The sequence below is a fragment of the Enterococcus avium ATCC 14025 genome (genome assembly GCF_000406965.1).
GTDB lineage: Bacteria > Bacillota > Bacilli > Lactobacillales > Enterococcaceae > Enterococcus_A > Enterococcus_A avium.
Genome location: NZ_KE136362.1, coordinates 154,834 through 181,259, shown reverse-complemented (window position 1 = coordinate 181,259; position 26,426 = coordinate 154,834). Strand labels below are relative to the sequence as shown.

General features: G+C 41.0%; 26 protein-coding genes and 1 other annotated feature. Of the genes, 3 read left to right on the top strand and 23 right to left on the bottom strand.

Annotation, left to right across the window (positions count from 1 at the left end):
- Positions 1-73: 73 nt before the first annotated feature.
- From rny to yfmF, 8 genes are all read right to left on the bottom strand, one after another.
- Positions 74-1,630 carry a ribonuclease Y gene (gene rny / locus OMU_RS07980; RefSeq protein ID WP_016179436.1) on the bottom strand — a complete coding sequence of 519 codons (1,557 nt, stop codon included), beginning with the start codon at positions 1,628-1,630 and terminating at the stop codon, positions 74-76.
- A 253-nt stretch (positions 1,631-1,883) separates the two neighbouring features.
- Complete coding sequence (recA, locus tag OMU_RS07975; RefSeq protein WP_016179435.1) at positions 1,884-2,933, bottom strand: recombinase RecA; 1,050 nt, start codon at positions 2,931-2,933, stop codon at positions 1,884-1,886.
- 124 nt (positions 2,934-3,057) lie between these two features.
- Positions 3,058-4,305, bottom strand: coding sequence for a competence/damage-inducible protein A (locus OMU_RS07970; protein ID WP_016179434.1), 1,248 nt, complete (start codon positions 4,303-4,305; stop codon positions 3,058-3,060).
- A 123-nt stretch (positions 4,306-4,428) separates the two neighbouring features.
- Positions 4,429-5,010 carry a CDP-diacylglycerol--glycerol-3-phosphate 3-phosphatidyltransferase gene (pgsA, locus tag OMU_RS07965; RefSeq protein WP_016179433.1) on the bottom strand — a complete coding sequence of 194 codons (582 nt, stop codon included), beginning with the start codon at positions 5,008-5,010 and terminating at the stop codon, positions 4,429-4,431.
- Between the two features lie 34 nt (positions 5,011-5,044).
- Positions 5,045-5,908 (bottom strand): RodZ domain-containing protein, encoded by an 864-nt coding sequence (locus tag OMU_RS07960; RefSeq protein WP_016179432.1) that lies wholly within the window; start codon positions 5,906-5,908, stop codon positions 5,045-5,047.
- 125 nt (positions 5,909-6,033) lie between these two features.
- Positions 6,034-6,759 (bottom strand): elongation factor P 5-aminopentanone reductase, encoded by a 726-nt coding sequence (gene ymfI, locus OMU_RS07955; protein WP_016179431.1) that lies wholly within the window; start codon positions 6,757-6,759, stop codon positions 6,034-6,036.
- A gap of 28 nt (positions 6,760-6,787) precedes the next feature.
- The gene (yfmH, locus tag OMU_RS07950) at positions 6,788-8,086 is read right to left on the bottom strand and encodes an EF-P 5-aminopentanol modification-associated protein YfmH (RefSeq protein WP_016179430.1); all 1,299 of its coding nucleotides are present in this window, start codon (positions 8,084-8,086) and stop codon (positions 6,788-6,790) included.
- Positions 8,079-9,341 carry an EF-P 5-aminopentanol modification-associated protein YfmF gene (gene yfmF / locus OMU_RS07945; protein ID WP_016179429.1) on the bottom strand — a complete coding sequence of 421 codons (1,263 nt, stop codon included), beginning with the start codon at positions 9,339-9,341 and terminating at the stop codon, positions 8,079-8,081. Before yfmF ends, yfmH begins: the two co-directional genes overlap by 8 nt.
- A gap of 410 nt (positions 9,342-9,751) precedes the next feature.
- On the opposite strand from yfmF, the gene mscL reads away from it, so the two are divergent.
- Complete coding sequence (gene mscL, locus OMU_RS07940) at positions 9,752-10,198, top strand: large conductance mechanosensitive channel protein MscL (RefSeq protein ID WP_016179428.1); 447 nt, start codon at positions 9,752-9,754, stop codon at positions 10,196-10,198.
- 28 nt (positions 10,199-10,226) lie between these two features.
- Here mscL and OMU_RS07935 read toward each other — a convergent pair whose 3' ends face one another.
- From OMU_RS07935 to OMU_RS07875, 13 genes are all read right to left on the bottom strand, one after another.
- The gene (locus tag OMU_RS07935; protein WP_010782106.1) at positions 10,227-10,472 is read right to left on the bottom strand and encodes a Veg family protein; all 246 of its coding nucleotides are present in this window, start codon (positions 10,470-10,472) and stop codon (positions 10,227-10,229) included.
- Positions 10,473-10,577: 105 nt separating this feature from the next.
- The gene (locus OMU_RS07930) at positions 10,578-11,135 is read right to left on the bottom strand and encodes a sigma-70 family RNA polymerase sigma factor (protein ID WP_016179427.1); all 558 of its coding nucleotides are present in this window, start codon (positions 11,133-11,135) and stop codon (positions 10,578-10,580) included.
- A 69-nt stretch (positions 11,136-11,204) separates the two neighbouring features.
- Positions 11,205-11,732 (bottom strand): NYN domain-containing protein, encoded by a 528-nt coding sequence (locus OMU_RS07925; protein ID WP_016179426.1) that lies wholly within the window; start codon positions 11,730-11,732, stop codon positions 11,205-11,207.
- On the bottom strand, positions 11,732-12,562 hold the full coding sequence (rlmB, locus tag OMU_RS07920; RefSeq protein WP_016179425.1) for a 23S rRNA (guanosine(2251)-2'-O)-methyltransferase RlmB: 831 nt from the start codon (positions 12,560-12,562) through the stop codon (positions 11,732-11,734). The genes OMU_RS07925 and rlmB overlap by 1 nt, the downstream gene beginning before the upstream one ends.
- Entirely contained in the window at positions 12,552-12,950 is a 399-nt protein-coding gene (locus OMU_RS07915; protein ID WP_016179424.1) for a Mini-ribonuclease 3, read from the bottom strand. Before OMU_RS07915 ends, rlmB begins: the two co-directional genes overlap by 11 nt.
- A complete protein-coding gene (gene cysS, locus OMU_RS07910; RefSeq protein ID WP_016179423.1) occupies positions 12,950-14,359 on the bottom strand; it encodes a cysteine--tRNA ligase in 1,410 nt (469 codons plus the stop codon). The genes OMU_RS07915 and cysS overlap by 1 nt, the downstream gene beginning before the upstream one ends.
- Positions 14,352-14,885 (bottom strand): serine O-acetyltransferase EpsC, encoded by a 534-nt coding sequence (gene epsC, locus OMU_RS07905; RefSeq protein WP_016179422.1) that lies wholly within the window; start codon positions 14,883-14,885, stop codon positions 14,352-14,354. The genes cysS and epsC overlap by 8 nt, the downstream gene beginning before the upstream one ends.
- Before the next feature lie 254 nt (positions 14,886-15,139).
- Positions 15,140-15,340, bottom strand: a binding site (T-box leader).
- Positions 15,337-16,794 carry a glutamate--tRNA ligase gene (gltX, locus tag OMU_RS07900; protein WP_016179421.1) on the bottom strand — a complete coding sequence of 486 codons (1,458 nt, stop codon included), beginning with the start codon at positions 16,792-16,794 and terminating at the stop codon, positions 15,337-15,339. (Overlaps the previous feature by 4 nt.)
- 104 nt (positions 16,795-16,898) lie before the next feature.
- Positions 16,899-18,053 carry a PIN/TRAM domain-containing protein gene (locus tag OMU_RS07895; protein ID WP_016179420.1) on the bottom strand — a complete coding sequence of 385 codons (1,155 nt, stop codon included), beginning with the start codon at positions 18,051-18,053 and terminating at the stop codon, positions 16,899-16,901.
- 90 nt (positions 18,054-18,143) lie between these two features.
- Entirely contained in the window at positions 18,144-19,517 is a 1,374-nt protein-coding gene (radA, locus tag OMU_RS07890) for a DNA repair protein RadA (RefSeq protein ID WP_016179419.1), read from the bottom strand.
- A gap of 28 nt (positions 19,518-19,545) precedes the next feature.
- Positions 19,546-20,052: a dCTP deaminase/dUTPase family protein gene (locus tag OMU_RS07885; protein WP_016179418.1), complete on the bottom strand. Its 507-nt coding sequence runs from the start codon at positions 20,050-20,052 to the stop codon at positions 19,546-19,548.
- A gap of 109 nt (positions 20,053-20,161) precedes the next feature.
- Positions 20,162-21,961: a glycerophosphoryl diester phosphodiesterase membrane domain-containing protein gene (locus OMU_RS07880; RefSeq protein ID WP_016179417.1), complete on the bottom strand. Its 1,800-nt coding sequence runs from the start codon at positions 21,959-21,961 to the stop codon at positions 20,162-20,164.
- Between the two features lie 449 nt (positions 21,962-22,410).
- Complete coding sequence (locus tag OMU_RS07875; protein ID WP_016179416.1) at positions 22,411-23,367, bottom strand: cation diffusion facilitator family transporter; 957 nt, start codon at positions 23,365-23,367, stop codon at positions 22,411-22,413.
- 138 nt (positions 23,368-23,505) lie between these two features.
- Between OMU_RS07875 and OMU_RS07870 the strand changes: the two genes are divergently transcribed.
- Positions 23,506-23,877, top strand: a complete 372-nt coding sequence (locus tag OMU_RS07870; protein WP_016179415.1) for a TIGR02328 family protein — start codon at positions 23,506-23,508, stop codon at positions 23,875-23,877.
- Here OMU_RS07870 and OMU_RS07865 read toward each other — a convergent pair.
- Entirely contained in the window at positions 23,867-24,613 is a 747-nt protein-coding gene (locus OMU_RS07865; RefSeq protein WP_016179414.1) for a TIGR03915 family putative DNA repair protein, read from the bottom strand. The two genes, OMU_RS07870 and OMU_RS07865, sit on opposite strands and share 11 nt — an antisense overlap.
- A 5-nt stretch (positions 24,614-24,618) precedes the next feature.
- On the bottom strand, positions 24,619-25,914 hold the full coding sequence (locus OMU_RS07860; protein ID WP_016179413.1) for a putative DNA modification/repair radical SAM protein: 1,296 nt from the start codon (positions 25,912-25,914) through the stop codon (positions 24,619-24,621).
- Positions 25,915-26,176: 262 nt separating this feature from the next.
- Between OMU_RS07860 and OMU_RS07855 the strand changes: the two genes are divergently transcribed.
- Positions 26,177-26,392: a zinc ribbon domain-containing protein gene (locus tag OMU_RS07855; RefSeq protein ID WP_016179412.1), complete on the top strand. Its 216-nt coding sequence runs from the start codon at positions 26,177-26,179 to the stop codon at positions 26,390-26,392.
- The last annotated feature ends 34 nt before the right edge of the window (positions 26,393-26,426 follow it).

The window sequence follows — 26,426 nt, the reverse complement described above, 5'->3', positions numbered from 1 at the left end:
GAACGAAAAAGAAATAAGAGCTCAATCTTTCCCATAGGCGATTGAACTCTTATTTGGTTACTAAGTCTGTTGACTATTTTGCATAGTCGGTTGCTCGTGTCTCACGAATAACCACTACTTTAATATGTCCGGGGTAATCCAATTCGTCTTCAATTCTGCGACGGATATCGCGAACCAAACGAACAGAATCCAAATCAGAAATTTCTTCTGGTTTGACCATAACACGTACTTCACGTCCGGCTTGAACTGCGAAGCTAGAATCAACTCCATCAAAACTATTTGAAATGTTTTCTAAGTTTTCTAAACGACGGATATAGTTTTCTAAAGATTCACTCCGCGCACCTGGTCGAGCAGCTGACACTGCATCGGCAGCGGCTACTAAAACAGATATCACTGAAGTTGCTTCTGTATCTCCATGGTGAGAGGCAATTGCATTAATCACGACCGGATTTTCACGATATTTCGCGGCTAATTCAGCGCCAATTTCAACGTGAGACCCTTCAATCTCGTGGTCTAGTGCTTTACCAATATCATGAAGCAATCCTGCGCGTTGGGCTAACTGAACATTTTCACCAAGTTCTGCAGCTAACACACCGGTTAATTTCGCTACTTCAATCGAGTGATTCAACACGTTTTGACCATAGCTGGTACGGAAATGCAAACGACCTAAAATCTTGATCAAATCTGGATGCAGGGTATGCGCACCAACTTCAAAGGCCGCTTGTTCCCCGTATTCGCGAATACGTTCATCCATTTCTTTGCGAGATTTTTCAACCATTTCTTCGATCCGTGCCGGATGAATCCGGCCATCTTGAATCAATTTCTCTAACGTCATCCGAGCAATTTCCCGTCTGATTGGATCAAAGCCGGATAAAACAACCGCTTCTGGTGTATCATCAATAATTAAATCGATCCCCGTCAATGTTTCTAATGTTCGAATATTACGGCCTTCACGTCCAATGATGCGACCTTTCATCTCATCATTTGGCAATGTAACCACCGAAACAGTCGTTTCAGAAACAGCATCAGCACCACAGCGTTGAATCGCCATCGCTAAAAGATTCTTCGCCTTGCGATCAGCTTCTTCCTTGGCACGTTGCTCAGATTCCTTGACCATAACGGTTAACTCATGGTTCAATTCCTCTTCGGTTCTCTTCATAATTACTTCTTTCGCTTCATCCTTCGTTAAAGAAGCAACCTGTTCCAATTTTGTTTGTTGTTCATTAATCAGTTGTTCTACATCTTTTTCTCGCTCGTCAATTAATTGCTGTCTAGCACTGATCTTTGTTTCTTTTTCTTCCAGTGAGTGCTCACGCTTCTCTAGAGAATCATCTTTACGATCTAAAGTCTGTTCTCTTTGAAGCAAGCGATTTTCTTGTGATTTTAATTCTTGTCTGCTTTCTTTCAACTCACTTTCAACTTGTGCGCGATACTGCTGGTTTTCTTCCTTGGCTTCCAACAAAGCTTCTTTCTTCAAGGTTTCCGCTTCTTTATTTGCATGCGTAATGATCCCTCTAGCTGTGTTTTGTGCCCCATCAATTTCTTTTTCATGGCGTGCTTTTGCGACCATGAAACCCAAACCAAGACCGACAATTAAACCGATGATAGCGAGGAGAATAGGAACTAACATTAAATCCACCTCCGTACTATCTTATTTACCTATCTGTAGTTTTTTGATAAACGAATGTCAAATTATCAATATGCCTACTTGCATATGTGTGAGAGTCACACAACTTTATTCTAATGTTTGTCTGATAGCGTGTCAACTTTATTTCTCTTTTGCCAGATTCAACAATAAAGCGCTTTGATCCGCTGTAAAATAGTCCGCAAAAAAACACTAATGATCGGACAAATATGCCTCATCATTAGTGTTGATTTGTTTTTTATTCATCTAAAGGCAATTCTTCCTGACCCGCTTCTTCAGCTTCCGTCACATCGCCTTCTTCACCGATACCATAAGCTGCACGTACACGTGTCGCAACTTCTGCCATCATTTCTGGATGATCCGCCAAATATTTCTTAGCGTTTTCGCGTCCTTGTCCAATCCGATCTTCTTTATAGCCATACCAAGCACCGCTCTTGTCGACGATGTCTTGTTCCACAGCCATATCTAACAATTCGCCTTCTTGCGAGATTCCGAAGCCGTACATAATATCAACTTCAGCTACCTTGAATGGTGGCGCTACTTTATTCTTAACGACTTTGATCTTGGTACGATTACCAACGATATCCGTTCCATTTTTCAATTGCTCCGCACGACGTACTTCTAAGCGTACGGTTGCGTAGAACTTCAATGCACGTCCACCAGGCGTTGTTTCAGGATTACCAAACATAACACCGACTTTTTCACGAATTTGGTTAATAAAGACGGCGATAGTCTTTGTTTTGTTGATAGAGCCTGACAGCTTGCGCAATGCTTGTGACATCAAACGAGCCTGCAGACCAACGTGCGCATCACCCATCTCGCCATCGATTTCAGCACGGGGGACTAGCGCGGCCACCGAGTCAATAACGATAATATCGACTGCGCCACTTGAAACTAAAGCATCTGCAATTTCTAAGCCTTGTTCCCCAGTATCTGGTTGTGATAGCAGCAATTCATCAATGTTTACACCTAGACGTTGTGCGTATTGAGGGTCCAACGCGTGCTCGGCATCAATAAAGGCTGCCGTCCCGCCATGTTTTTGAACTTCTGCAATCGCATGCAGTGCAACCGTTGTTTTACCAGAACTTTCTGGACCATATACTTCGATGATTCGTCCACGAGGGTATCCACCAACACCTAACGCAACGTCCAATGCCAAAGAACCGCTTGGAATTGTTGAGATTTGCTGATCGACCTTTTCTCCTAATTTCATGATCGAACCTTTACCATAATTCTTTTCAATCTTCTTCATTGCAGCATCTAAGGCTGCCTTGCGATCATTTGCCAATAGCTGATCCTCCCTATTTCTTATAATCAATATGCTTTACACATCATTATTGCTTTTTCAATATCCCTAGTTTATCGGTTTGAAATCAAAAAAGCAAGCAAAAAACGAACAAACATTCGCTTTTTTAACTTTTGTTTAGAATTGCTCGCCGTACCATGTCTAAGCCCTTCATGACGGAGCTATGGCGGACATACGAACGATCCCGAGTAAAATGATTTTCACTAATCAACGTCTCACCATCTTTTTGAGCCAACGCAATATAAACCGTTCCCTTAGGTTTTCCTTCCAGCTCGTCAGGACCCGCCACTCCGGTAAAGGACAGAGCAAAATCTGTTTCTGCTAAACGCAAAGCTGCTTCTGCCATTTCCTTCGCACATTCTTCACTCACCACGCCGACACTTTCTAGTAGCATCGGATTGATACCTAGAAAGCTTGCTTTAGTTGTCTCGGAATATGTGACAAATCCCCCTGGAAAGACCTCAGAGACGCCAGGAATCGTACCTAAAGTCGCTTGAAATTCACCAGCAGTTAAGCTTTCTGCTGCTGTGATACTCAGCTGTTTTTCTTTCAGCAAGTTCACCACAACTTCGACTAAGCTGTTCTCTTCTCCATAACCATAAAAGAACTCGCCGACTTTTGCCATGATCTCCGCTTCTGTTTGATTTAATAAAGCATTTGCTGAGATCTCATCCTCTGTTTTCGCTGTGATCCGCAAAGTCACCTCGTTTGGCTTTGCGTAAGGTGCGATTGTGGGATTAGACTGGTGTGTAATCATCTCCGCTAAGTCGGTCACTAATTTCGATTCTCCGATTCCGAAGAAACGCAGTACCCGAGAAGTAAGCTTTTCCGTTGTTGGAAATTCTTTTTCTAACAATGGTCGGGCTTGTTCCAAGAACATTGGCTTTAATTCGCTTGGTGGTCCTGGCAATAAGATATAATTGTTTTTCTTGCCTTTATATAAACAACCAATGGCTAAGCCAGTACGGTTCGGTAACGGAATCCCATCTTGCAATGTTTCGATCTGACGTAAATTATTCGGCGTCATCGTACTTTGTCGTTGGATAAAGAAGCTGTTAAGGGCTTCTAATCCTGCTTGATTTTGTACTAATGGCACTCCGACGTGCTCGGCCAAAACATTTTTCGTTAAATCGTCATCCGTTGGTCCTAAGCCGCCGCACAAGATAATCAATTCACTACGTGTATCTGCTAATTGCAGTAACTCTTCTAAACGCTGCGGATTATCCCCTACAACGGTGTGATAATAAACCTCAATTCCCACATCCGCTAACTTTTCTGACAAGAATGTTGCATTGGTATTCACGACTTGTCCTAATAAGAGCTCTGTGCCCACGGCAATAATTTCTGCTTTCATTTATTCCTCTTCTTTCTAAGATACGCAATTTTTCTCCACTATAACAGAAAGTACAACAGAAAAAACAGAAAAAACGACCAGTAAGATAGATTTTCCTATCCTACTGACCGTAATTTTGATTTTTTACATTGAACCTTTAAATATCGCTGTGTTTTTAGCAAAGTAGTCATAACCTGAATAAACGGTAAAGAATAAGCAGATATACAACATAATTTGATCCATTGGGATACCGATAAAGTTAAATGGCACATTGTTTAAATAAAGCAATACAATTCCGACCATTTGTGTCGCAGTCTTAATTTTCCCTGGCATTGCAGCTGCCATAACACCGCCGCCTTGTTCAACAATCAATAAACGTAACCCCGTTACCGCCAACTCGCGACAAACAATAATAGCAATTACCCAAGAAGGGGCTTTTCCTTGTTCGACTAAAATAATAAACGCCGTCATCACCAGCATCTTATCTGCCAAAGGATCTGCGAATTTTCCGAAGTTGGTGACCAAGCCATCGCGACGAGCAATTTTCCCATCAAGATGGTCGGTATAGCTGGCTATCGCGAAAATAATCGCACCCACCAGTTGAGTCACTGCTAAATCAGTATTACCAACCTGCAATGTGCCCCAATCCCACGGAGCTAAGACGACGATCATAAAGATTGGAATCATGAAAATCCGAATGACAGTCAGTTTATTTGGTAAATTCATTATGAATTCCTCCTAATTCAATTTAAACACAGCCCTAAGATGCGTAGGCAATATTCAACGTAATATTCTTTTGCAACAACGAGTTCCCAGGTTGGAAATCAAGGGCTTGATCGTTGATTTTTACTTCTGCGTATTTTGCCATGCCAACAGTGATCACTGCTTGAGCCGTATCAGCAGGAAGCTCAGTTGTTTCAGATTCACCTTTCTCCAAGGTCTTCTGATACGTCAACGCGCCATTGACTTGGACACCGACCCATACGCGTTCTGTTCCAGTGAAACTAATTTTTAACGGTTTTTCCGCATGCTCCACTTTCATCGTCGCCGCGTTCGTCGTATTATTTTCCATCGTGAAGGCCATTTTTGGTTTTTCTGGCTCCTTTGAGGATTCCACTGGTTTCGGTTGTGAAGATGAAACTTTTTCTGCCACGGATGATGAGACATCTGAGCGTTCAACTTGAACGGAACTATTTTCTGGAATAATTGCGGTTTCTTGATGATCCAGCCAAGTCATATAACCGACCACCGAAATAATCGCTAGTGCCACCAATCCCAACAGAATCATCGGCAAGGTCGCTTTAAAACGAGCCCGCGTCGGACTTTCAACATGCTTATTTTTTCTCAGTCCATCAACGGTTTCTAATTCAGGATAAGTCGGCATCGGACGATCCTTACCATCCAGAACATCAATCAAATAATTACCGTCAAGTTTGACCTCATCTGCATATTGACGAATAAATGTCCGCAAATAATAATCACTAGGCAATTCATGGAAGTCATTTTCTTCTATTGCCAGCAAATAACGTTTTTGGATTTTTGTGCGTTGCTGCAGCTCATCTAAACTGATTTTTTTATCGATCCGGGCTTTACGTAGTGTTTCTCCAATATTAATACTAGCCACTTGGTTCTCTACTCCTAATTCATATTAGTGAGATTATCTTATTAAGAAAATAATCTTAGTTTTTCATCACGTCTATCATACTTTTTTCCTATTTAAAGTTAGGCAAAGAATTGATATCTTCGTTCCTATTCCAACCAGCCGCCCGTAACAGGCAATACAATGCCTGTGGTATAGCTAGCTTCTTTTGAAAATAAGTAATTGCAGGCTGCGGCGATTTCTTTGGGGTCAGCCAATCGTCCTAAAGGAATTTCCGAAATCAACTCTGTCAGCTCTTGCGGCTCCCAATTATCATTCATTTTCGTTTGGACAGCACCAGGTGCCACGACATTAACAGTGATTCCTAAAGTTGCGACCTCTTTGGCGTAAGCTTTTACAAACGCTTCTTGCGCGCCCTTTACAGCACTATAGACGGTCTCCATGCTGCTTCCACGATGTCCATAAACTGATCCGATAAATACGACACGGCCATTTCCATTTTTTGCCAATTTCTCCTGCAAACTCTGTAACAAAAGTAGCGGTGTTTTCAAATGAACTTGCCATAACGCATCCATTTGATCTGCTTTCGTCTCTGGAAGCAACTCGTAAAAAGTAAAGCCTGAGGCAAAAACAATCCCATCCACTTGAAATAAGTGTTCAAGAAAGCTCGGAACTTCTGTTTCCTTCAACATGTCTAAGGATACCATAAAAAAATCTTGCTGAGGATAACGTTTCTGTAAGTCTGAAACGAAATTTAAAACTTTTTCTTTTTGTTGATTATAGTGGCAATAGAGGGACCAGCCTTGCCCCGCTAGTTTTTCGCAAACAGCTTGACCGATATCCCCGCTCGCCCCCATTACTAACGCATAAGGCATTCTATCCCTCCTTTTTACTAATACTTTTTTAACTAGGAATATTCTTCTCCATATAAAATCGCGTGAAGGCTTCTTCTTTGATGAATAATTTACCCGCAGCCAAAACATCTGTCAATTCGATTTCTTGAATGATTTCGGGCATATCAAACAGCGTCCATTCACCATACAATGACTGGGTAAATTGATTGGCAACATACTCTAATGAGTTCAAAGATTGGAAATATTTTCCTAACATTTTTTTCTTCAAAAGCGTCAGATTTTTCTCATTAACTTCTGGATCGCTGTCAAAATGCAGTAAAATCTCCGTCAAGCGATCTGCTAGCATTTGCGGATTTTCACTATCGCCGCCAAAATCCGCAAAATGGAAGCTGCGGTCTAATGAAAATTCGTAGCCAAAGCTGTCGTCTAGTAACCCCTCATTATATAAGCGTAAATAGTTTTGTGAAGTCGTCCCTAATATCATTTGGAATAAAAGGTCCATCGAAATTTTGAAGATCAGACGTTCCTTATTGTCTTTTGGTAATTCTGCCAAACCTTTGATCCCGACAATTGCTTTCGGTATTGTAATTGGCATCTTTTCTTCACTGCGTTTAATGATTTCATCAGGTGATTCCTGTGGAAACCGGCGTTGGATCGGTTCTGGAGCTTCAAAAGTTTTCTTCGCTTGGTTTTCCCGAATGAAGGCCATTAAGGCTTCAGGCTCCAGATTTCCCACGACAAATAGCGTCATATTGCTGGGATGATAAAACGTATTGTAGCACGTGTATAGATCCTCAGCTGTAATTTCTGCAATCGAATCAATCGTTCCTGCAATATCAATATGCAGAGGATGCTTCGGATACATATTTTTTAAAATAGCGAAAAACTGCTGCCATCCCGGATCATCTTGATACATTTGAATTTCTTGCCCAATGATTCCTTGCTCTTTTTGCACAGACTCTTCCGTAAAATACGGAGCTTGCACAAAATCTAGCAAAGTTCCTAAATTCAATTTCAATTGATCAGTCGTCGAAAATAGATAGCTTGTGCGAGTAAAGCTGGTAAAGGCGTTTGCCGATGCCCCTTGCTCACCAAACTTTTGAAACACATCGCCATCTTCCTTTTCAAACATCTTGTGTTCTAAAAAGTGAGCGATCCCATCAGGAACTTTGATGTACTCTGTTCCGCCACGTGGGATAAACTCATTGTCGATCGAACCGTAATTGGTGCTAAATAGGCCGTACGTCTTGTGATATCCAGCCTTTGGCAACAAATAGACCGTTAAGCCATTTGGCAAAATTTCCTTGTATAAGATTTCATTGATTTTTTGATAGGCTACTTTATCCATTCTGTTGTCCTCCATCTAAAAAGAAGATCGCCTGCAGACGAATTTTTTTCGCGACTTTCTGTACATCTTTTGGTGTCACAGCAGCTAAACGTCTCAGCCATTCTTCGTCTGTTAATTTACTTTGCGGCAGCCACTGCGCCAAGTAAGTCGTCTCAATCGCATTTTGCATACTGTCTAAGCCTAGTAAGTAATGATTTTTCAACATCGCTTTCGTTTGCTGGAAAGCCAAATCAGTGAAATTACCAGCTTGTAATTCGAGCAGCTGTTCCTCAATCAAGCGTAAAACTTTTTGACGGTTGTCGCTATTAATTCCCGTTTGTACCTGCAAATAACCGCGGAATGTATCAAAAGAGCTTGAGGCATAATAAGCTAAGCTTGCCTTTTCTCTGACATTCATAAATAATTTCGAATGAGGAAACCCGCCGAACAAGCCATTAAAGACCAGCAGTGCAAAACGGTCAGTATCTTCGTAATAAACATCGGTTGAATACGCCAGATTCAATTTCCCTTGTGTCACCGTTTCTTGAACTTGCTGTTCGCGAATCACATTATCACTGGCTTGATAATAATAAATAGCCGGGAAGCTTTCTTTTCGCTCGGCAAAAGGCAGCTCTTTGAACAGCTCGGCTATTTCCGCTTCCTCCACATCACCAATCACAAATAAATCTACTTGATCTTGTGTAATCATCTCCTGATAATATGCCGCAAGACCTTCGTTTGTCTCACTCTCTAAATCATCTACTGTACCAAAGCTTGGTAATTTTTGCGCCTCATCCGTAAAATAGGTCTCTTTGATCTTTAAGGAAGCCATTGTCTGCTTGTCTTCCTGCAATGTCTCGATATAGCTTTGCAAATTTTCTTTTTCCAGCTGAAACGTTTGTTCATCGAATTTTCCATCCTGGATATTAGGGTAAAATAGAATCTCCTTCAAAAAATCCATTGCAGCGGGTAACAGCTTTGGATCATCAACGTATTTTCCATTGACAATGCCTAAACCAATGTCTAACCAATGCAGATTCCCTTTGCGTCCAACATTCAACCCGAAACTGGCACCGTAAAGCTCGGCTAATTGTCCGCTCAATTTGGTTTGATCTGGATAGCGCAAAGAATTGGTCTCCAATAAGTTCGCCAAAAGGGCTCGTTTAGTCATGATTTCTTTGGTTAAACGGGTGGTAAAGCGCCCGTAGATTTGAATTGTTTTGTATTTCTTTGTCGCAATAACGTGCAGCCGCACGCCCTTCTTAAGTTCGATCATTACAAAGCTCCTTTTTTATGCTAATCAATTATTTTTTTCAAAGAAAAATAAGCTTGATTTTCAAGCTAGATATTCTCCGCTAAAAGGAACCCTCCCCAATACTTCTATAAAAACGAAAAAAGGGTCTTCCTTTGTCTTTATCACTAAAGCTAATTATAGCACAGGCGAGCTCCAAGATTCGAAATCTGCGCTAACCGATAGTCTGTTTTATTTCAAATTTTTTTCTTCTTTCGCTATACTAAAAATTAAGGAAAAATTCTCATCCAACTTCGCTGGCTCCATTTCTGTTTTTTGATTATACGAAGTGATGTCTATCGTAAAAAGGAAAGTATATTTGGGAAAAGCTTATCTGATAAGAAGATAGTAAAACGTTGGATGGTATACAATTTGCAAATAAGGAGGAAGACCCTATGATTAAAGAATTTAAAGATTTCTTGATGAGAGGCAATGTCATTGATCTTGCTGTTGGTGTTGTAATCGGTACTGCATTTACTGCAATTGTGACAAATATTGTTAATGGATTAATTACACCGTTGGTTGGGCTGATCGTGTCATTGTTTACGAAAGGAAAAGATTTGAACGAGGCGATGTCCGTTTTGGATTGGAAACCAGTTAAAGGCGTGACCTTTGCGTTTGGTGATGTAATTAGTGCATTGATCACCTTTATTATTACTGGTTTTGTTTTATTCCTGATTGTTAAAGCTGCAAACAAAGCAAAAAGCAGTATTTCTAAAGAAGAAAAAGAAGAAGAGGTACCAGTACCGACAGCTGAAGAATATTTAGCAGATATTCGTGATCTTTTAGTTGAACAAAATAAAGCAGCTAAAGAAACACAAAAGAACGTCGAAGACAAATAAAAACCATGGAGCATACGCTCCATGGTTTTTAAATTGCTTCTGTTAAAAATTCGATCTCTACTGTGCGAGTCAATACATCGGAATAGCTGTATGAAACACGTTCGAAAGAATTTTCTTCTGGGTCCAAATCAACCACAAATACGGAAGGATATGTCTCAGTTAAGATTCCCTTGCGTTGCGTTTGACGCTTGCGTCCCGTCTGAGCAACAAGCATAATCGGAGCACCAATACGGTCTTCCAAGTTTTTCTTGATAGACGCTAAAGTTGTTGGCATACAGTTCACCTCAAAATACATTATAGCACAAATCTAAAACTTTTCAATGTTATCATAAGATAAAAAAATATGCAACTTTATACCTTATTAAGCTGAATGCAGCCCTTATTCATCTAAATCATATAGTTTTTTCTTTAATTTGTTCTTTGCCCGATTCAACGCGTTACGGATCGCCTTTTCTGATTCATTTAGAAGCTGAGCGATCGTCGAGGGCTCCTCACCCTTGAGATAGTAATACAAGGACCGATTTTCTAATGAAGACAGTGGAACTTCTCCAGCTAGTAACATCTCACTAATAAATAGATTTTCTTCCATGTACTCATGATATTGAAAGTGTTCATCAAAAGCCTCCATATCAGCTTTATCCATTGATACAGCCTGTTGTTGGGCAAATCGTTTTTGAGCTTGCTGACGACGCAAGAGAGAACGAATTCGATTTTCAAATATCATCTTGTAGTATAAGCCAAACGTTGTTCCACGACCCTTACAGTAGCTCTGCAGGGCATCATTCAGTGCGATTCGTCCCTCCTGCAGCCAGTCATCAAAATCAAAATCACGAATCGAATAACGGGATTGCATACTATAGACAATCGGTAAATATTGACTAAACATTTCTTCAAAAGCGGCACCATCAATTTTTTCATAACGCGTTGATTCTTTCATTTTTACACCCCTCTCAACAAATAAAAGCATACACGCTTTATAAGTCAGAGAGGGGTGTCGACAATCAATTTATTTTTTTTTGCTTAATTCGTCCAGTTTTTGTGACAATTTTTGCAATTGTTCATTATTCCACGGGGAATTACGTCGAAAATTTTTAAAATGCGTATCTTTTGTATCCCCGGTAATCACAGCCTCGGTTTGCTGGACAGACTTGTACAACTCACGCGCAGAAGTTCGCAATGCCCCCTGCGAAAAAATGGTCCATTGTTCAGCAAGATCACTCGTTGCTACCGTTACTTGAGTCAAGCGATCATTCAATTCTCCAGCAATTCGTTCAATATAACTATCTGCGGTCTCATCCTCTTTTGTGAAAACAACAGTCAGCTGATACTTCTGGTAGCTTTGGGTAATTCCTGGAACAAATTGCGCATCGAAAACAACAATTGTTTCCAATCCTTGGTACTTAGCATAGTTAGACAAACGAAATAGCAATGCTTCGCGTGCTTCTTCTAGACGCTCTTGGTTTTTTAATGCGGTCAACTCAGGCCATGCACCAATCATATTGTACCCGTCAACGATCAACAATTGCCTTTTCATTACAATTCACTTCGCTTTCGGAAAACTTCATACATCAATAGACCCGCAGCAACTCCTGCGTTTAAGCTCTGCACATGTCCTGTCATAGGGATCGTTAACATCTCATCAACTTCCTTTTTCAGTCCAGCACTCATCCCTTTGCCTTCATTACCGATGATTAAAGCGATCGGTCCTTCCACCTTCCATTGACGATAGTCCGTTCCTTCCATGTCTGTTCCGAAAATCCAATATCCTGCATCTTTTAACTGCTTAATACTTTGGGCCAAATTCGTTACTCGAGCAATCGGCACGTATTCTACTGCACCGGTCGAAGCCTTCGTCACAACTGGCGTAATACCTACTGAGCGATGTTTTGGAATAATTACGCCTGACACGCCACTGGCATCGGCCGTCCGCAAAATCGAGCCAAAATTATGTGGGTCTTCTAAACTATCCAAAATCAACAGGAAGGGCGCCGCTTCTGAAGTATTTTTTGCTAACAAGTCCTCCAAGGTCAAATATTCATAAGGAGTAATTCCTAAAACGATTCCCTGATGAACACCGCCGTCGCTTAATGTATCCAGTTTTTGTTTAGGTACCCACTTCACCGGAACCGCTTGTTCCTTCGCTAAAGCTTTCAACTGCTCAATCTTGTCTCCACGCGCATCCTCTTGCATAAATAATTTATTGCCTCGACCAGCTTGAAGTGCCTCCACACTGGCGTGATGACCAAAAACAAAATTATTCTCTTCTGTTTCAACTGTTTCCGTCTCTTTGCGGCGATCTTTAGACCGATCATTTTTCCGCTGATTCCGGCGATCATTTCCTCGACGCTGCTTCTTATCCTTCATTTGTTTCGCCCGCTTTCTCTAAACACCATGCGATCAATTCTTCTAATCGCTCTTTTCGTTCCAATAAGTGTAGATAACCCATTAATGCTTCAAAACCCGTAGACATACGATAGGTCATGATGTTAGTATTTTTTGCTGATGTGTAACTTTTGGCATTTCGTCCACGTCGGTAGATTCCCTGCTCTTCTTCTGTCAGCATACCATCATCGAGCATTTTTTGGATCAACATTGCTTGGGCTTTGGCGGAAACAAAATGAGTCGCCATATGATGCAGCTTATTCGGACGTGTCTGGCCCTCACGGACTAGATAATCCCGTACATAAGTTTCATAGATTGCGTCACCAACATATGCTAGTGCCAATGCGTTTAATTGTTTATAATCTGTCATTATACTCGTCTCCAGCGGACGCCTTGTGGGGTGTCTTCTAAAATAATTCCTTGTTCTTTTAATTGATCGCGAATTTCATCACTGCGAGCAAAATTTTTGTCTTTACGAGCCTGATTCCGTTCTTCAATCAATTGATCAATCTCTTCATCCAATAAACCAGCAGTTTGGAATTCTATTCCAAAAACAGTCAACATTTTTGTGTACTCGTCTAGTGCTGTCGCTAAGACCGCTGCCGAAACCCTTTCTTGCTCACTATAATTATTCAGCCATTTAGCCAATTCATAAACAACCGTGATCCCATTGGCCGCATTGAAATCATCGTCCATCTCTTCAACAAAACGATCCTTCAGCACCTGTAGCTCTGTAAGCTTTTCCTGAGCATCAGCCAACGCTGCTTCCGCTTTATCTTGACGGAAGGCCGCATTTTCAAAGGCAGTACGTAATTTTTGCAGATTGGCCTGAGCATCCTTCATGGTTGCTTCACTATAGCGAATTGGGCGACGATATTGTGTCGTTGCCATAAAGAAGCGTAAAACCTGAGGATCGATTTCTTTGACTAAGTCGTGAACAGTTACAAAGTTTCCTAGCGACTTGCTCATTTTCGCATCGTCTTCTCCAATGGTTACATAGCCATTGTGCATCCAATAGTTCGCAAAACGTTGCCCTGTTTTGGCTTCACTTTGGGCAATTTCGTTCTCATGATGAGGAAATTCCAAGTCTTGTCCACCGCCATGAATATCAATCGTGTCTCCCAAGTGTTTTGTCGCCATCACTGAACATTCGATGTGCCAGCCTGGTCGTCCTTCACCCCAAGGAGACTCCCAAGAAATTTCATCCGGCTTCGCACTTTTCCATAAGGCAAAATCCAATGGATCCTCTTTAATTGCTTGCTCCGCACCAGTCCGTTGGCTCGCACCAACCTCTAATTCATCAATCGATTGATCACTCAATTCGCCATAATGTTCGAATTTCCGAGTACGGTAATAGACGTCCCCGTGTGCTTCGTAAGCATAGCCCTTTTCAATCAGGGTCTCGATAAATGCTAAAATATCAGGAATATGATTGATTACACGCGGATGCAATGTCGCTGGCTTTACATTCAGCGCTGCAGTATCCTCTTCAAAGGCTGCAATAAAACGATCGGCTACTTCTGGTGCAGTAATCGATAACTCCTTCGCAGCTTTGATAATTTTGTCATCAACGTCGGTAAAGTTCGATACAAAATTCACCTCATAGCCGCGATATTCAAAGTAACGACGAATGACATCAAATGCAATCGTACTACGGGCATTCCCGATATGAATATAGTTATAAACAGTTGGTCCGCAGACATACATTCGGACTTTATTTTCCTCGATTGGTTTAAAAATTTCCTTTTCACGTGTCAACGTATTGTGTATTTTAATCATGTTGAACCTTCTTTCCATGTAATCTTGCTACTTTTGCTGGTACACCTACCGCAGTTGCATCCGCAGGTATATCTTCTAAGACAACAGCCCCCGCACCGATTTTACTTCCTGCCCCGATTTCGATTGGCCCTAAGATCTGAGCATTCGCCGAAATAAAAGCACCTTGACGTACAGTGGGATGCCGCTTGCCAGTATCTTTTCCTGTTCCGCCTAATGTTACGCCATGAAACAACACAACATCTCGCTCAACCTCCGCCGTTTCACCAATCACCACACCCATTCCGTGATCAATAAAAACACCAGGAGCGATCTTAGCACCAGGATGAATCTCAATCCCCGTTAAAAAACGCCAAAATTGCGAATGGATTCGAGCCAACAAAAACCACTGATGCCGATAGAGAAAATGTGAAAACTTATGAAAAAACAACGCGTGAACACCTGGATATGTAAGCACAACCTCTAAGCCAGTCCTAACTGCCGGATCATTTTTCTTCGCTGCTGCAATCGCTTCTTGCCACCATCCCATTTACCTCAACTCCTTTTTTATTTTTAGACTTTTATCCATAAAACATTCAACACATTTCCAATTCCCTGCTATTAGGCTATCTCCAATTAAAGAACTCATTTTTCCAAAAACCAGAAAAATGATCTTATAGTCGTTTCGCATACGATTCCGCTAAACTACGCATCTGTTAGTTTAGTTAAAAATCCTTATTTGACCCTTGTACAACACAAAACTGCAAAAAGCGTAACTCGCAAAAAAGCGTCTTTTGAGTTTCCTCAAAAGACGCTTTAACGTGGTCCCACTTTTGTTTGCAGTTTATCTGCCTCAAAACAGGTAACGTCTGTGAAACGTCCTTAGCTACATATCGCTAAGACCACTCGGAGGTGCATTTCGTAAGCGTTGATTTGACTGCTTCCACCACCCGCAGCCTCTCTGAAAAATCGTCACCTACTACTTCTTCTCTTCTTTGTGTTTACATTACTTGATCTAAATGTGCTAAGGCTTTTTCTTTGCCTAAGATTTCTACTGTTTCTGGCAGTTCTGGTCCGTGTACTACACCGCTGACAGCTACACGAATTGGCATCCAAAGATTCTTACCTTTAATTCCTGTTTCTTTTTGAACAGCCTTAATTGATGCTAAAACATTAGCAGCATCAACTGTGTCTAAACTTTCTAGCTGAGCTTTGAAGGCAGCTAAGACAGTTGGGACGCCTTCGCCGGCTAATACTTCTTTAGCAGCATCGTCTAACTCAAGATGATCTTGGAAGAACAAGCTTGAAACTTCGGTAATTTCCGCAGCGTAGCTCATTTGCGGTTGATATAAGCTGACTACACGTTTCACCCAATCCTTACGTTCAGGCGTTGGATTTTCTTCGACTTTACCAGCCTTGATTAAATATGGCAAGCATAATTCAGTTAATTTATCCAAATCCATCGCTTTGATGTAATGGTTATTGACCCATTCTAATTTTTTCTGATCAAATGCTGCTGGTGATTTACTTAAACGATCAGTATCAAAAATCTTGATCAATTCATCTTGCGGGAAGATCTCATCTTCACCAACTGGCGACCAGCCAAGCAACGCAATAAAGTTGAACATCGCTTCTGGCAAATACCCTAATTCGCGATATTGTTCAATAAATTGCAGAATGCTTTCATCACGTTTACTTAGTTTTTTGCCGGTTTCAGTATTGATAATCAAGGTCATATGACCAAATGTTGGACGCGGCCAACCAAAGGCATCGTAGATCATTAATTGTTTTGGTGTATTGGCAATATGATCATCGCCGCGCAGTACATGCGTGATTTTCATTAAATGATCATCTACCGCTACTGCAAAGTTATATGTTGGCATACCATCACGCTTTTGGATGATAAAGTCGCCGCCGACATTATCCGATTCAAAGTTGATCTCGCCTTTAACCATATCCTCAAACGTAAAGCTGGTATTGCGAGGGACACGGAAGCGAATAACTGGTTCTAGGCCTTGTGCTTCTTTTTCTGCTTGTTCCTCAGGTGTTAGATTGGCACATTTGCCTGAATAATGAGGCATTTCGCCGCGTGCACGTTGCGCTTCACGCTCAGCCTCTAGCTCTTCAGAAGTACAGTAGCATTTGTATGCCAAATTGCTCATCAATAATTGATCAATTAACGGCTGATAAACGTCGCGTCGTTCTGATTGACGGTAAGGACCATATTTCCCAGGATTTTCAGGGGATTCATCCCAATCAATCCCTAACCAAGCCAAGTTTTCTAATTGGCTTTTTTCGCCGCCTTCGATATTTCTTTTTAAGTCAGTGTCCTCGATCCGAATGATGAATTCTCCATCATTGTGGCGAGCAAATAGATAATTGAACAAGGCTGTTCGGGCATTTCCGATGTGTAAGTGTCCTGTTGGACTTGGTGCGTAGCGCACACGAATTTTCGACATATAATAGTTCCTCTTTCCCGCTTATTTAGCAAATGGATTGATTGTACAATTTGCTACTCAACACAAATTGTACAATCAATCCATTGTTTAGTAAAGCTACACTGCTATTTTGCTGCTTTCTCATTTGTGTAGTCTAACTTCTTTTCAGGTGAATCATCTTTAATGTTGCGGCTAGAATGAGCCGGTTTAGCAAAAATCATTCGTCCGGCAGCCGTTTGCAGGGCACTTGTTACGACAACTTCGATGTGTTCATTCATATAATGTTGTCCATCTTCCACCACTACCATTGTGCCATCATCCAAATAAGCGACTCCTTGTTGTCGCTCTGTTCCGGCTTTTACAACTAGGACGTTCATGTTTTCGCCTGGGATCACAACTGGTTTCACCGCATTCGCTAAAGCATTGATGTTCAAAACAGCGACATTTTGGAACTCTGAAACCTTATTCAAGTTGTAATCGTTCGTTACGATGACCCCATCCAACAATTTAGCCAGCTTGATCAATTTACTATCGACTTCGCTGATATCTTCAAAATCGCCATCGTACATTTCAACGGCAATACCTTCTTCTTTTTGCAAAGCATTCAGGATATCCAAGCCGCGACGTCCTCGGACACGTTTCAAACTATCGCCAGAATCAGCGATATATTGCAATTCATACAAGACAAAGTTCGGAATCATTAGGACGCCTTCCAAAAAGCCTGTTTTCGCAATATCATAAATACGTCCATCAATAATAACGCTAGTATCTAAGATTTTATACTTATGAAAATGATCATCCGCTTTGCGCTCAAGGACTTCACCTTCATTAGTCTCAGCCTTTTTATTGCGGCCGCTAAAGAATTTTTTCAATTCATCAATTCTAGTCGTTCCCATTCGGAAGCCTAAATAACCCAATAGCAGCATAATCAAAATCGGCAATGCGCTATTAATGAAGGGAATCGGAATCTGGTACAACGGGGTCGTTCCGATCAATCCCAAGGTCAATCCTAAGATTGCGCCGATCACTCCAAATAAAATATAAGTCAAGCTAAGCTCATTTAATTGTTTCTCAATTCTTTTTACCCCAATTGTGATTGGTTCTACGATAGCCAAAGAAATAATATAAAAAATAATTGCACCAATCAGGCCATTCGTAAGTAAATTATTCAACCACATGTTGTCTGCATTGCCAATTGCTGTCCAGGCTGTTGGTAGGAAAGTGACTCCTAAACTAATCCCAACAATCAGGATAATTACTGTTAACACACGTTTCTGCATGCCATCCCTCCTAAGTTCTATTAATCTATTTTTTTATGCAAAAATCTTAGAATAACAGTTGTGCCAAAGTATTTCTGGCACAACCGCTCATTAACGGAATACTTTTCTTAATGTTTCACCTAGTGTCGCCACCGGAATCAATTCGATCCCCTTTGGCGGCGTCCAATCTCCCATGTTGTTCTTAGGGAGATAGATTCTTTTGAAACCTAACTTACTGGCTTCTTTGACGCGCTGCTCGATACTGCTGACCCGACGAATCTCACCAGTCAAACCAATCTCACCGATAAAACATTCAGTCGCTTCCGTGCCATTTTCTTTGTAGCTAGAAGCGATCGCCACGGCTACCGCCAAATCTATTGCGGGCTCATTTAATTTCACACCGCCCGCAGCCTTTAAGTAGGCGTCTTGATTCTGTAAAAGCAAGCCGGCGCGTTTTTCTAAGACCGCCATGATCAAGGATACGCGATTAAAGTCTAATCCAGTCGTCGTACGTTTCGCATTTCCGAAGACTGTTGGTGTTACTAACGCCTGGACCTCAACTAAAATCGGTCGGCTACCCTCCATTGCCACCACAATCGCTGAACCGGTCGCACCTTCTAAACGTTCTTCTAAAAAGACCTGAGAAGGATTAGCCACTTCCACTAAGCCGCTTTCTCGCATCTCAAAAATTCCAATCTCATTAGTAGAACCAAAACGATTTTTTACGGCCCTTAAAATCCGAAAACTGTGATGTTTTTCGCCTTCAAAGTACAGCACAGTATCCACCATATGCTCCAACATTCGAGGCCCTGCGATGTTTCCTTCTTTTGTCACATGCCCGACGATGAAGATCGCGATACCGTTGGTTTTCGCCAGCTTCAATAATTCTGCCGTCGTTTCACGAACCTGACTGACTGACCCAGCTACACTGGTAATGTCAGGCTGCGTCATAGTCTGGATCGAATCAATGATGACATAATCTGGTTTCAGATTTTCAATCGTCCGACTGATCTCGCCCATATCTGTTTCAGCATACAGATAAAAGTCTGTCTCACTCGAACCTAGCCGCTCTGCTCGCAATTTTATCTGCTGAGCACTTTCTTCCCCAGAAACATATAATACATTTCCACCAGTTGCTGCTAATTGGTGCGAAACCTGTAAAAGTAATGTAGATTTCCCGATGCCGGGGTCTCCACCAATCAAAACCAATGAACCTGGAACTACACCGCCGCCTAAAACCCGATTCAATTCTGCTAAATCCGTTTGAATGCGCGTTTCCTTTTTAAAGACAACATCTTTTAGCTTCGTCGGTTGTGCGCGTTCCCCTGTCAGACTCACCCGATTGCGGCGATCTTCAGGGTGATTTTGCTCAATTTCTTCTACCATCGTGTTCCAGTTTCCGCAGTTAGGACAACGACCTAGATACTTCGGCGAAACATAGCCGCATTCTTGGCAGATAAATTGTGTCTTGGATTTTTTCGCCAAACCCTTCGCCTCACTCGTTGATTAAAATTTATTGTTTGTCTGAAGAACCAAATCCACCAGTTCTTTCAGCACCTTCTTTATCATTATCGGCTTTAAGAAATGGCAAGAAAATTCCTTGCCCGATCCGTTCACCTTTTTTGATATGAACATCGGTTAAACCAAAATTTGAAAATTGGAACATAATATGCCCTTCATTGTCTGGGTTATTATAATAATCACTATCGATCACACCAACACCGTTGCTTAACGTTAAGAAACGTTTCAGTGGATTGCTTGAACGATTCGCTAATTGCAAATATTCATCATGCTCCATGTACGCCTTGATCCCTGTAGGTACTAAAACTGGTTTGACAATCTTTTCAGATACCTCAGATTTTTTAGTAAAATGATGGATGATCTGTTTCCAAACCGCTGGAATCACGAGATCCTCTGCAGCTTCAAAATCATATCCTGCCGCATTTTTCGTTGCTCGTTTCGGCAAATTGATGTTTTTATCTTGATAAGCTGTCGTAACTTCAAAACCTCTTTTTTTCATGGTGAACTCCTTTGTGAAATATATAGCTATTCTACCATAGAGCAGGCGGCTGTTCGAAAATCTTTTACGAAAACTCTATGGAAATTTAATGAATTTTTTTCGCTTTACTCTAATTCTCGCTGATCCGCTCATCCAACGCTGGCAAACGATTGATATACATCTCAATTCGCTTGGTATAAGATGGATTTTCTTCATATGTTTTAATCTGTTCTTGCAATGTTTGAAGGTCGTCCGTTACGATTCCGTTAACATTCAAGGAGACCATTCGATCCATCGAATCGGCATCATTAACGGTCCAAGCATAGACATCTTTATTTTCTTCATGGGCACGACGAACAAAATCGCTGGTTAATGTTGTTTCTTCCATAGTATATGCATTCGCAGGCGTTTGCGGGAATACTAAATTATAAGGCAAGACATAACTGACATACAACTTTGGTGCCTTCTCCTTTAACTCAGCTACCACATGATAATCCAAGGAATGAATCCGATGGTGATTAGAAAGAATCGTTGCTTGATACTTATCGATGAATCTATCCATCATCTCTTTAGAATCATCAGCAGTTGTTTTGATCTCAATCAGTAATTTTTGATGGTGTTCATTAGCAAAAGCTAAGTAGTCATCAAAACTCGCGATAGGTGCCACGTGCCCATTCTCAACTGCTTGCAGCTCTTGAATTTCACTTAACGTCAGTTCATGAGTAGTCTTGTCTCGTCCTGTCAATCTTTTTAAATTTTTATCGTGGAACACGACAAACTGACGATCCTTCGTTTCTTGGATATCCATCTCAATATAATCAGGTTTCTCTTTGATAGTAGCCGCCATTGCTGGAATTGTATTTTGTACGCCGTTTCCATTATCGACTCCTCGATGTGAGATGGTTAAGGGAATCGAATCCTCAAGTCCGGCTAGATAAAGAACATTGCTGAGTAAAGTAGTCCCACCTAAAAAAATGAATAATATCACTGCGGCGATCCGTGTCCACAAACTTGGCCTAACTAATCGCAAAGGACGTTCGCCACTAATTACTAATGGATAGAATTTTTGAACCAACACACTAAAATACAAAACCGTTGCCCATGCCAGCATTAATTGACTAAACAATTGGATACTCGATAAGGTAAGCATAGCACCAATTGCTGGAAAGGGCTTCGGAAGTAAATCAAAGCCTACCTGAAGCCCATAGCTTATCCCATATCCAACATAAGAAACCAAGGTCAAAATACCTGTTAAAAAGAAGATTCGCCAGGCATAATGCCAGTACCGATGATGAGTCAGCTTTAAACTTTTTTCAATGGCAGCTTTCGGTGCTGCATCCGAAAAAATCATTAGCGGCAATACAAACAGCAAACGAATTCCAATATAAGAGACAACAATCGAAGCAACTATCAGCAATAGGAGAAACAAAAAATTTTCACTCAAGGCTTCTAAAATAAAAATCGGAATCGTCACTTTGCTTAGTAATGGTGTTCGAAAAATAGCATTTGCGAAGGGCAGAATCAGTAAAAAATAGAAAAGAAAGAAAAAGAATGTCTCTGGTCGCAAGTGTCGCATGTGATAAATCGACTTTTTAAACAAATCCCAAAGAGACTGATTCTCTTTTGTTTGAATACTCTTGATACCAAATAACTGAAAAGTGAACTGGAGAAAAACCAACGCTAGAACAAATGCTAAAAGCAGCAACAATGCTCCCAACACCGCGGGATGTCTTGTTAATATCGTTAATAGATTCGTATTTGAAACATAAGGAATATTTCCTTGCTTCAAAATGAAAGCAATCAAAAATTGAACTAATGGAATGACTAGCATTTCTAACGCAATATTTGTTCCAACGATCAGAAGAATATAGCTTCCCCAATGTCGAAGAAACTCTCGTGAATAAGTAAAAAAGAAGCGCAACGAAGACATTTAATCTCCCTCCTTTTATCCAACAATTTGTGTCAATTGTTTATAAATGGCTCCTTATGTTGATGCTCTTACGAAAAAATGGATTTCAAACATCGCAGACAGCGAAATACATAACTAACAGCTATCTCTTTTTAAGGTTTTCATTTTTCCAAAAACGTGAAAAATGAGGCCGATTTTCGTTTCGCATACCATTATGCTAAACTGCTTGCCTACAATTTTGTTGTGACTGTGAAATTGTAAGTCAAACATCACAGACAGCGAAATACATAACTAACAGCTACCTCGTTCTAAGGTATTCATTTTTCAAAAAACATGAAAAATGAGGCCGATTTTCGTTTCGCATACCATTATGCTAAACTGCTTGCCTACAATTTTGTTGTAACTGCGAAATTGTAAGCCAAACATAATAACCTGCGAAAAGCATAACTGGCAAAAATCGGACACAGGGGTTATGTGTCCGATTGGGTTTGGCGTTTCCGATCATAGTCTGGATCAAACTCATCGGTCTCGATATAGATATATGCTTTTTTATCTGGCAAAGCCTTGCGAATTACTCGCTCGATCTGGTTTACCACATCATAGCTGATCCCTTCATAAGAATCTGCGATGTCAATCTTCGCAGCAATCATCACTTCTGTGGGACCTAAATGGACCGTTTTGATATCGATCAACTTTTTGACTTCATCACGTTTGAAAGCATTTTGAATTTTTACTAAATCATTTTTAGACACGCTTTCTCCAATGATCAAGCTGTAAAATTCCCGAGCTAAAAAGATCGAGGCAAACATCAGCATCATCCCGATCAATAACCCGCTTAAAGCGTCAAACATTGGATTTCCTGTAAGCATTGTCAATAACGTGCCAATGATCGCCAAAACTAAGCCGATCACTGCACAAAAATCTTCTGTAAAAATAATCAATATCTCACTATGGCGACTTTCGTGTAAAAATTTGAACAGCGGCAGCTTCTCTGTATTTAATTCATGAATTTCTTTGATCGCTATTTTTAATGAACTGCCCTCAACTAAAATACCGAAAACCAAGATGCCTAATACGATCAATGGATTCGTAACTTCATGACTGGGATGGAATAATTTTTCCACCGCCTCCCAAATACCCAGGGCGCCACCTCCGAAAAACAGCATCGTCGCTACAATCGTACTAAAAAAATACTTCGCTCGTCCTTCGCCAAATTGATGAAGCTCACTCTGACCACGAGCGGCTCGCCGATCGCCGAATAACAGTAAGATTTGGTTACTGCAATCCACCACACTGTGAATACTTTCATTCATCATTGCGGCACTGCCGCTAAGCATGTAGCCGACAAACTTACTGACAGCTACCAGCACATTCGCCAGTAATGCTGCTAAGACCGCCATTGATCCATGCATTTTTTTCTCTTCCATGTGATTCACTCGCTTCCTAATGCCTCCTATTATAAAGCAGAATGGAAAAATCATAAAAGCAAAGCACCTAGAGCAAATCATTCGTAAATCCCAACAATATATGAAAAAATTCAGTTAACTAAGAACGGAGGAGAAAAAATGCGTCTTTGGCATGAAACGTTAATTCCGCTGCTTCCTAGACAGCAGCTACTTGGCCAACATCGAGAAGTGGCTGCCTTGCGAGGAAAAGGCTGGGGTAAGAAACACGCTACAGTAGATTATGTCTTTACTCACTCTTACTACAAATTGTTTCAATTTCATCTTTTGGTCCTAGCTGAAATGGAAAAACGCAGCTATACGCCTGATCCTTTGTGGTATGACCCATTATACCGCGGGAAAAATCTGCCTAGGACAGATACTGTTGCTCCAGTACCACTTACGCACCCTATCTATCCTGAACATAACGACTCCTATTTAGCAGAATGTTTACTTAATCTAGAACAAAAAGGCATTCTTCTTCCTAGGACTTAAACTCTGTCATATTGCCACGAAAACGCAAAGGCAAATGATTTCGCTGCGCCACATAGTTGGCCCGTTCATTAATCGTGACTGAACGCAAAAAGGTTTTCCACTGCTGACGAATTGCCTGTTCATTACTCGCTTCAGCAAATTCAGGACAGCTGGTATGTTCCATCAAATGGATATCACCGCGATCAATGATGCCTAACAACTCATGAGTCTCGTCATAAATCATGATTTTTTCCTGCGGATAACGCTCCGCAAAATGCGGGCAAAGATAGGGCATCACATAGTGTTTCGGGTTAATTTTACTGAATAGCACGTCACCAACGTATTCAAAACGAACGAATCCTGTCAGTAGATGGTTCTCTCCTAACATCGTTCGAATGCTTTTCCGTAAAGCTAAGATGGAAGGATGTCCTAAATGATTTTCTAATAAATCCTTCGTCTGCAAAGCGATCTCGATGGCATCCAATAAATAGCGTTCTTTTCCTTCAAGAGTGGCATAAAACCCATTTTGAATAAAAAGAAAATTTTCCGGCCTTAGTCGTTGACGTAAACGACGATAGATTTTTTCCCCACGTTCGGGATTTGTTTCGATCCATTCTGCAAAAAACAGACTTTCTACGGCTGTCTCTGGGGTTAAAATCATGACTGGAAATTGCTTTTCACGAAAACTACGATCAACAACCGTCATAAAACCTAGAAAACTCCCATCATATTCCCAATACTCTGTTGATTCTCGCAATGCTCTCACCTACTTTTTGCATGTTCAAACCGTTCTACATCAAAGAGCGTCAATTGCTCGCTGGTCGATTGGGTATTGTGTTTTTTCAACACCTCGTATTGCTTCGAAGAAATTAATGACGTGATGATCCATTCAGGGTCCTTAATCAAACCTGCTGGCGTTTCATGATTACAGGCAATAAAATATTGCGCCCGCTTAATCACGATTCCTAGTTTCTTTAAATCTGTTAAATGCAGTCGGTAGTATTTTCGTGCCTTTACGATATTTTGTGCACTTTTAGGTCCAATACCAGGAACTCGCAGCAACTGGTCATAAGACGCAGTCTGCACGTCAACGGGGAAGCGTTGATAATTCTGAACTGCCCAATTGGCTTTGGGATCAAGATAAAGATTGAAATTGGGTCTATCCTCAGACAATATCTCATCAGCCGTGAATTTATAAAAGCGCAACAGCCAATCTGCTTGATACAAACGATGCTCCCGCAATAATGGCGGTTCGGTCGTGACTGCCGGCAATAAATTATCCTGATTAACCGGAATATAGGCTGAATAATAAACACGTTTCAACTGGTATTTTTGGTACAAATTCTCTGAAATCTTGACAATAGAACGATCACTCTCAGGACTGGCTCCGATAATCATCTGAGTGGACTGCCCCGCTGGTACAAAACTAGGACCGCGCCGAACTGCTGGTAAAAATTCCTGTTCCTTTTTTACCGTCGTGATCTGCTTCATGGGTTTATATAGGTCAAACGGATCTTTATCCGGAGCCAGTAATTTCAAGCTTTCGCGGGAAGGCAGTTCGACATTGACGCTCATACGGTCCGCCAAAAAGCCTAACTCCTCAATTAACTTTTCATCCGCGCCGGGAATCGCCTTGACGTGAATATACCCGCGAAAACCTTTTTCTTCACGCAAAATTTTCAAGGTCTTAATCAAAAGCTCGCATGTGTAGTCCGGATTTTTGATAATCGCAGAACTCAGGAACAGCCCCTCGATATAATTACGCATGTAGAAATCCATTGTTAAGTCCGCTACCTCTTGCGGTGTAAAGGTCGCTCGTGGAATCGCGTTTGATTTTCGATTAATACAATAGTGACAATCAAAAATACAAGCATTAGTAAATAATAGTTTCAATAGCGAGACACAGCGACCATCCGGCGTGAAGGAATGACAGATTCCTGAAACTGCGGTGCTGCCTACCGTTCCTTGACGTGTATTATTCTCCACACCACTGCTAGAACAAGAAACATCATATTTTGCAGATTCCGCTAAAATTTCTATTTTTCTTTCCAGCTCCATCTAAAACCAACTCCTTAACCGAACGTATGTTCTTATTTAACCAAACAAACGATAATTTGTCAAAAAAGATTTCAATAGATACTCCTAAAGACGGAGGAACAAAGCGCTAAATTTGTTATAATTTTAACTATCAAAGAGGATACAAGCCTAGCTTGTCGGTCGCAGTTTATAAAATTGCAGATAGCAAACGTGTGACTATCAATGATTGAAACACATAGCTAGATTGTATACGGCTTGAAAATGAAAAAGGAGTGGAAAAGAGATGGAAAGGAAACAATTTGTTTGTGATAAATGTGGGTGTCAACATTATACTTCTGACCAGTTCCAAGCAACTGGCGGAAACTTCGCCAAAATTTTCGATGTTCAAAACAAAAAATTTACCACTATCAGTTGTAAACAATGCGGCTATACCGAACTTTACCGCAGTGAGACTTCTGATGGCTGGAACATTCTAGACTTCCTAATGGGTGGAAGCTAAACAAAAAACGGCGTAGGCCGTTTTTTTGTTTAGC

Excerpts from the sequence above, each read along its gene's own strand:
- rny (WP_016179436.1), bottom strand. The coding sequence starts at position 1,630 with ATGTTAGTTCCTATTCTCCTCGCTATCATCGGTTTAATTGTCGGTCTT.
- OMU_RS07970 (WP_016179434.1), bottom strand. The coding sequence starts at position 4,305 with ATGAAAGCAGAAATTATTGCCGTGGGCACAGAGCTCTTATTAGGACAA.
- pgsA (WP_016179433.1), bottom strand. The coding sequence starts at position 5,010 with ATGAATTTACCAAATAAACTGACTGTCATTCGGATTTTCATGATTCCA.
- ymfI (WP_016179431.1), bottom strand. The coding sequence starts at position 6,759 with ATGCCTTATGCGTTAGTAATGGGGGCGAGCGGGGATATCGGTCAAGCT.
- yfmH (WP_016179430.1), bottom strand. The coding sequence starts at position 8,086 with ATGGATAAAGTAGCCTATCAAAAAATCAATGAAATCTTATACAAGGAA.
- yfmF (WP_016179429.1), bottom strand. The coding sequence starts at position 9,341 with ATGATCGAACTTAAGAAGGGCGTGCGGCTGCACGTTATTGCGACAAAG.
- mscL (WP_016179428.1), top strand. The coding sequence starts at position 9,752 with ATGATTAAAGAATTTAAAGATTTCTTGATGAGAGGCAATGTCATTGAT.
- OMU_RS07935 (WP_010782106.1), bottom strand. The coding sequence starts at position 10,472 with ATGCCAACAACTTTAGCGTCTATCAAGAAAAACTTGGAAGACCGTATT.
- OMU_RS07930 (WP_016179427.1), bottom strand. The coding sequence starts at position 11,135 with ATGAAAGAATCAACGCGTTATGAAAAAATTGATGGTGCCGCTTTTGAA.
- OMU_RS07925 (WP_016179426.1), bottom strand. The coding sequence starts at position 11,732 with ATGAAAAGGCAATTGTTGATCGTTGACGGGTACAATATGATTGGTGCA.
- rlmB (WP_016179425.1), bottom strand. The coding sequence starts at position 12,562 with ATGAAGGATAAGAAGCAGCGTCGAGGAAATGATCGCCGGAATCAGCGG.
- OMU_RS07915 (WP_016179424.1), bottom strand. The coding sequence starts at position 12,950 with ATGACAGATTATAAACAATTAAACGCATTGGCACTAGCATATGTTGGT.
- cysS (WP_016179423.1), bottom strand. The coding sequence starts at position 14,359 with ATGATTAAAATACACAATACGTTGACACGTGAAAAGGAAATTTTTAAA.
- epsC (WP_016179422.1), bottom strand. The coding sequence starts at position 14,885 with ATGGGATGGTGGCAAGAAGCGATTGCAGCAGCGAAGAAAAATGATCCG.
- gltX (WP_016179421.1), bottom strand. The coding sequence starts at position 16,794 with ATGTCGAAAATTCGTGTGCGCTACGCACCAAGTCCAACAGGACACTTA.
- OMU_RS07895 (WP_016179420.1), bottom strand. The coding sequence starts at position 18,053 with ATGCAGAAACGTGTGTTAACAGTAATTATCCTGATTGTTGGGATTAGT.
- OMU_RS07885 (WP_016179418.1), bottom strand. The coding sequence starts at position 20,052 with ATGAAAAAAAGAGGTTTTGAAGTTACGACAGCTTATCAAGATAAAAAC.
- OMU_RS07880 (WP_016179417.1), bottom strand. The coding sequence starts at position 21,961 with ATGTCTTCGTTGCGCTTCTTTTTTACTTATTCACGAGAGTTTCTTCGA.
- OMU_RS07875 (WP_016179416.1), bottom strand. The coding sequence starts at position 23,367 with ATGGAAGAGAAAAAAATGCATGGATCAATGGCGGTCTTAGCAGCATTA.
- OMU_RS07870 (WP_016179415.1), top strand. The coding sequence starts at position 23,506 with ATGCGTCTTTGGCATGAAACGTTAATTCCGCTGCTTCCTAGACAGCAG.
- OMU_RS07860 (WP_016179413.1), bottom strand. The coding sequence starts at position 25,914 with ATGGAGCTGGAAAGAAAAATAGAAATTTTAGCGGAATCTGCAAAATAT.
- OMU_RS07855 (WP_016179412.1), top strand. The coding sequence starts at position 26,177 with ATGGAAAGGAAACAATTTGTTTGTGATAAATGTGGGTGTCAACATTAT.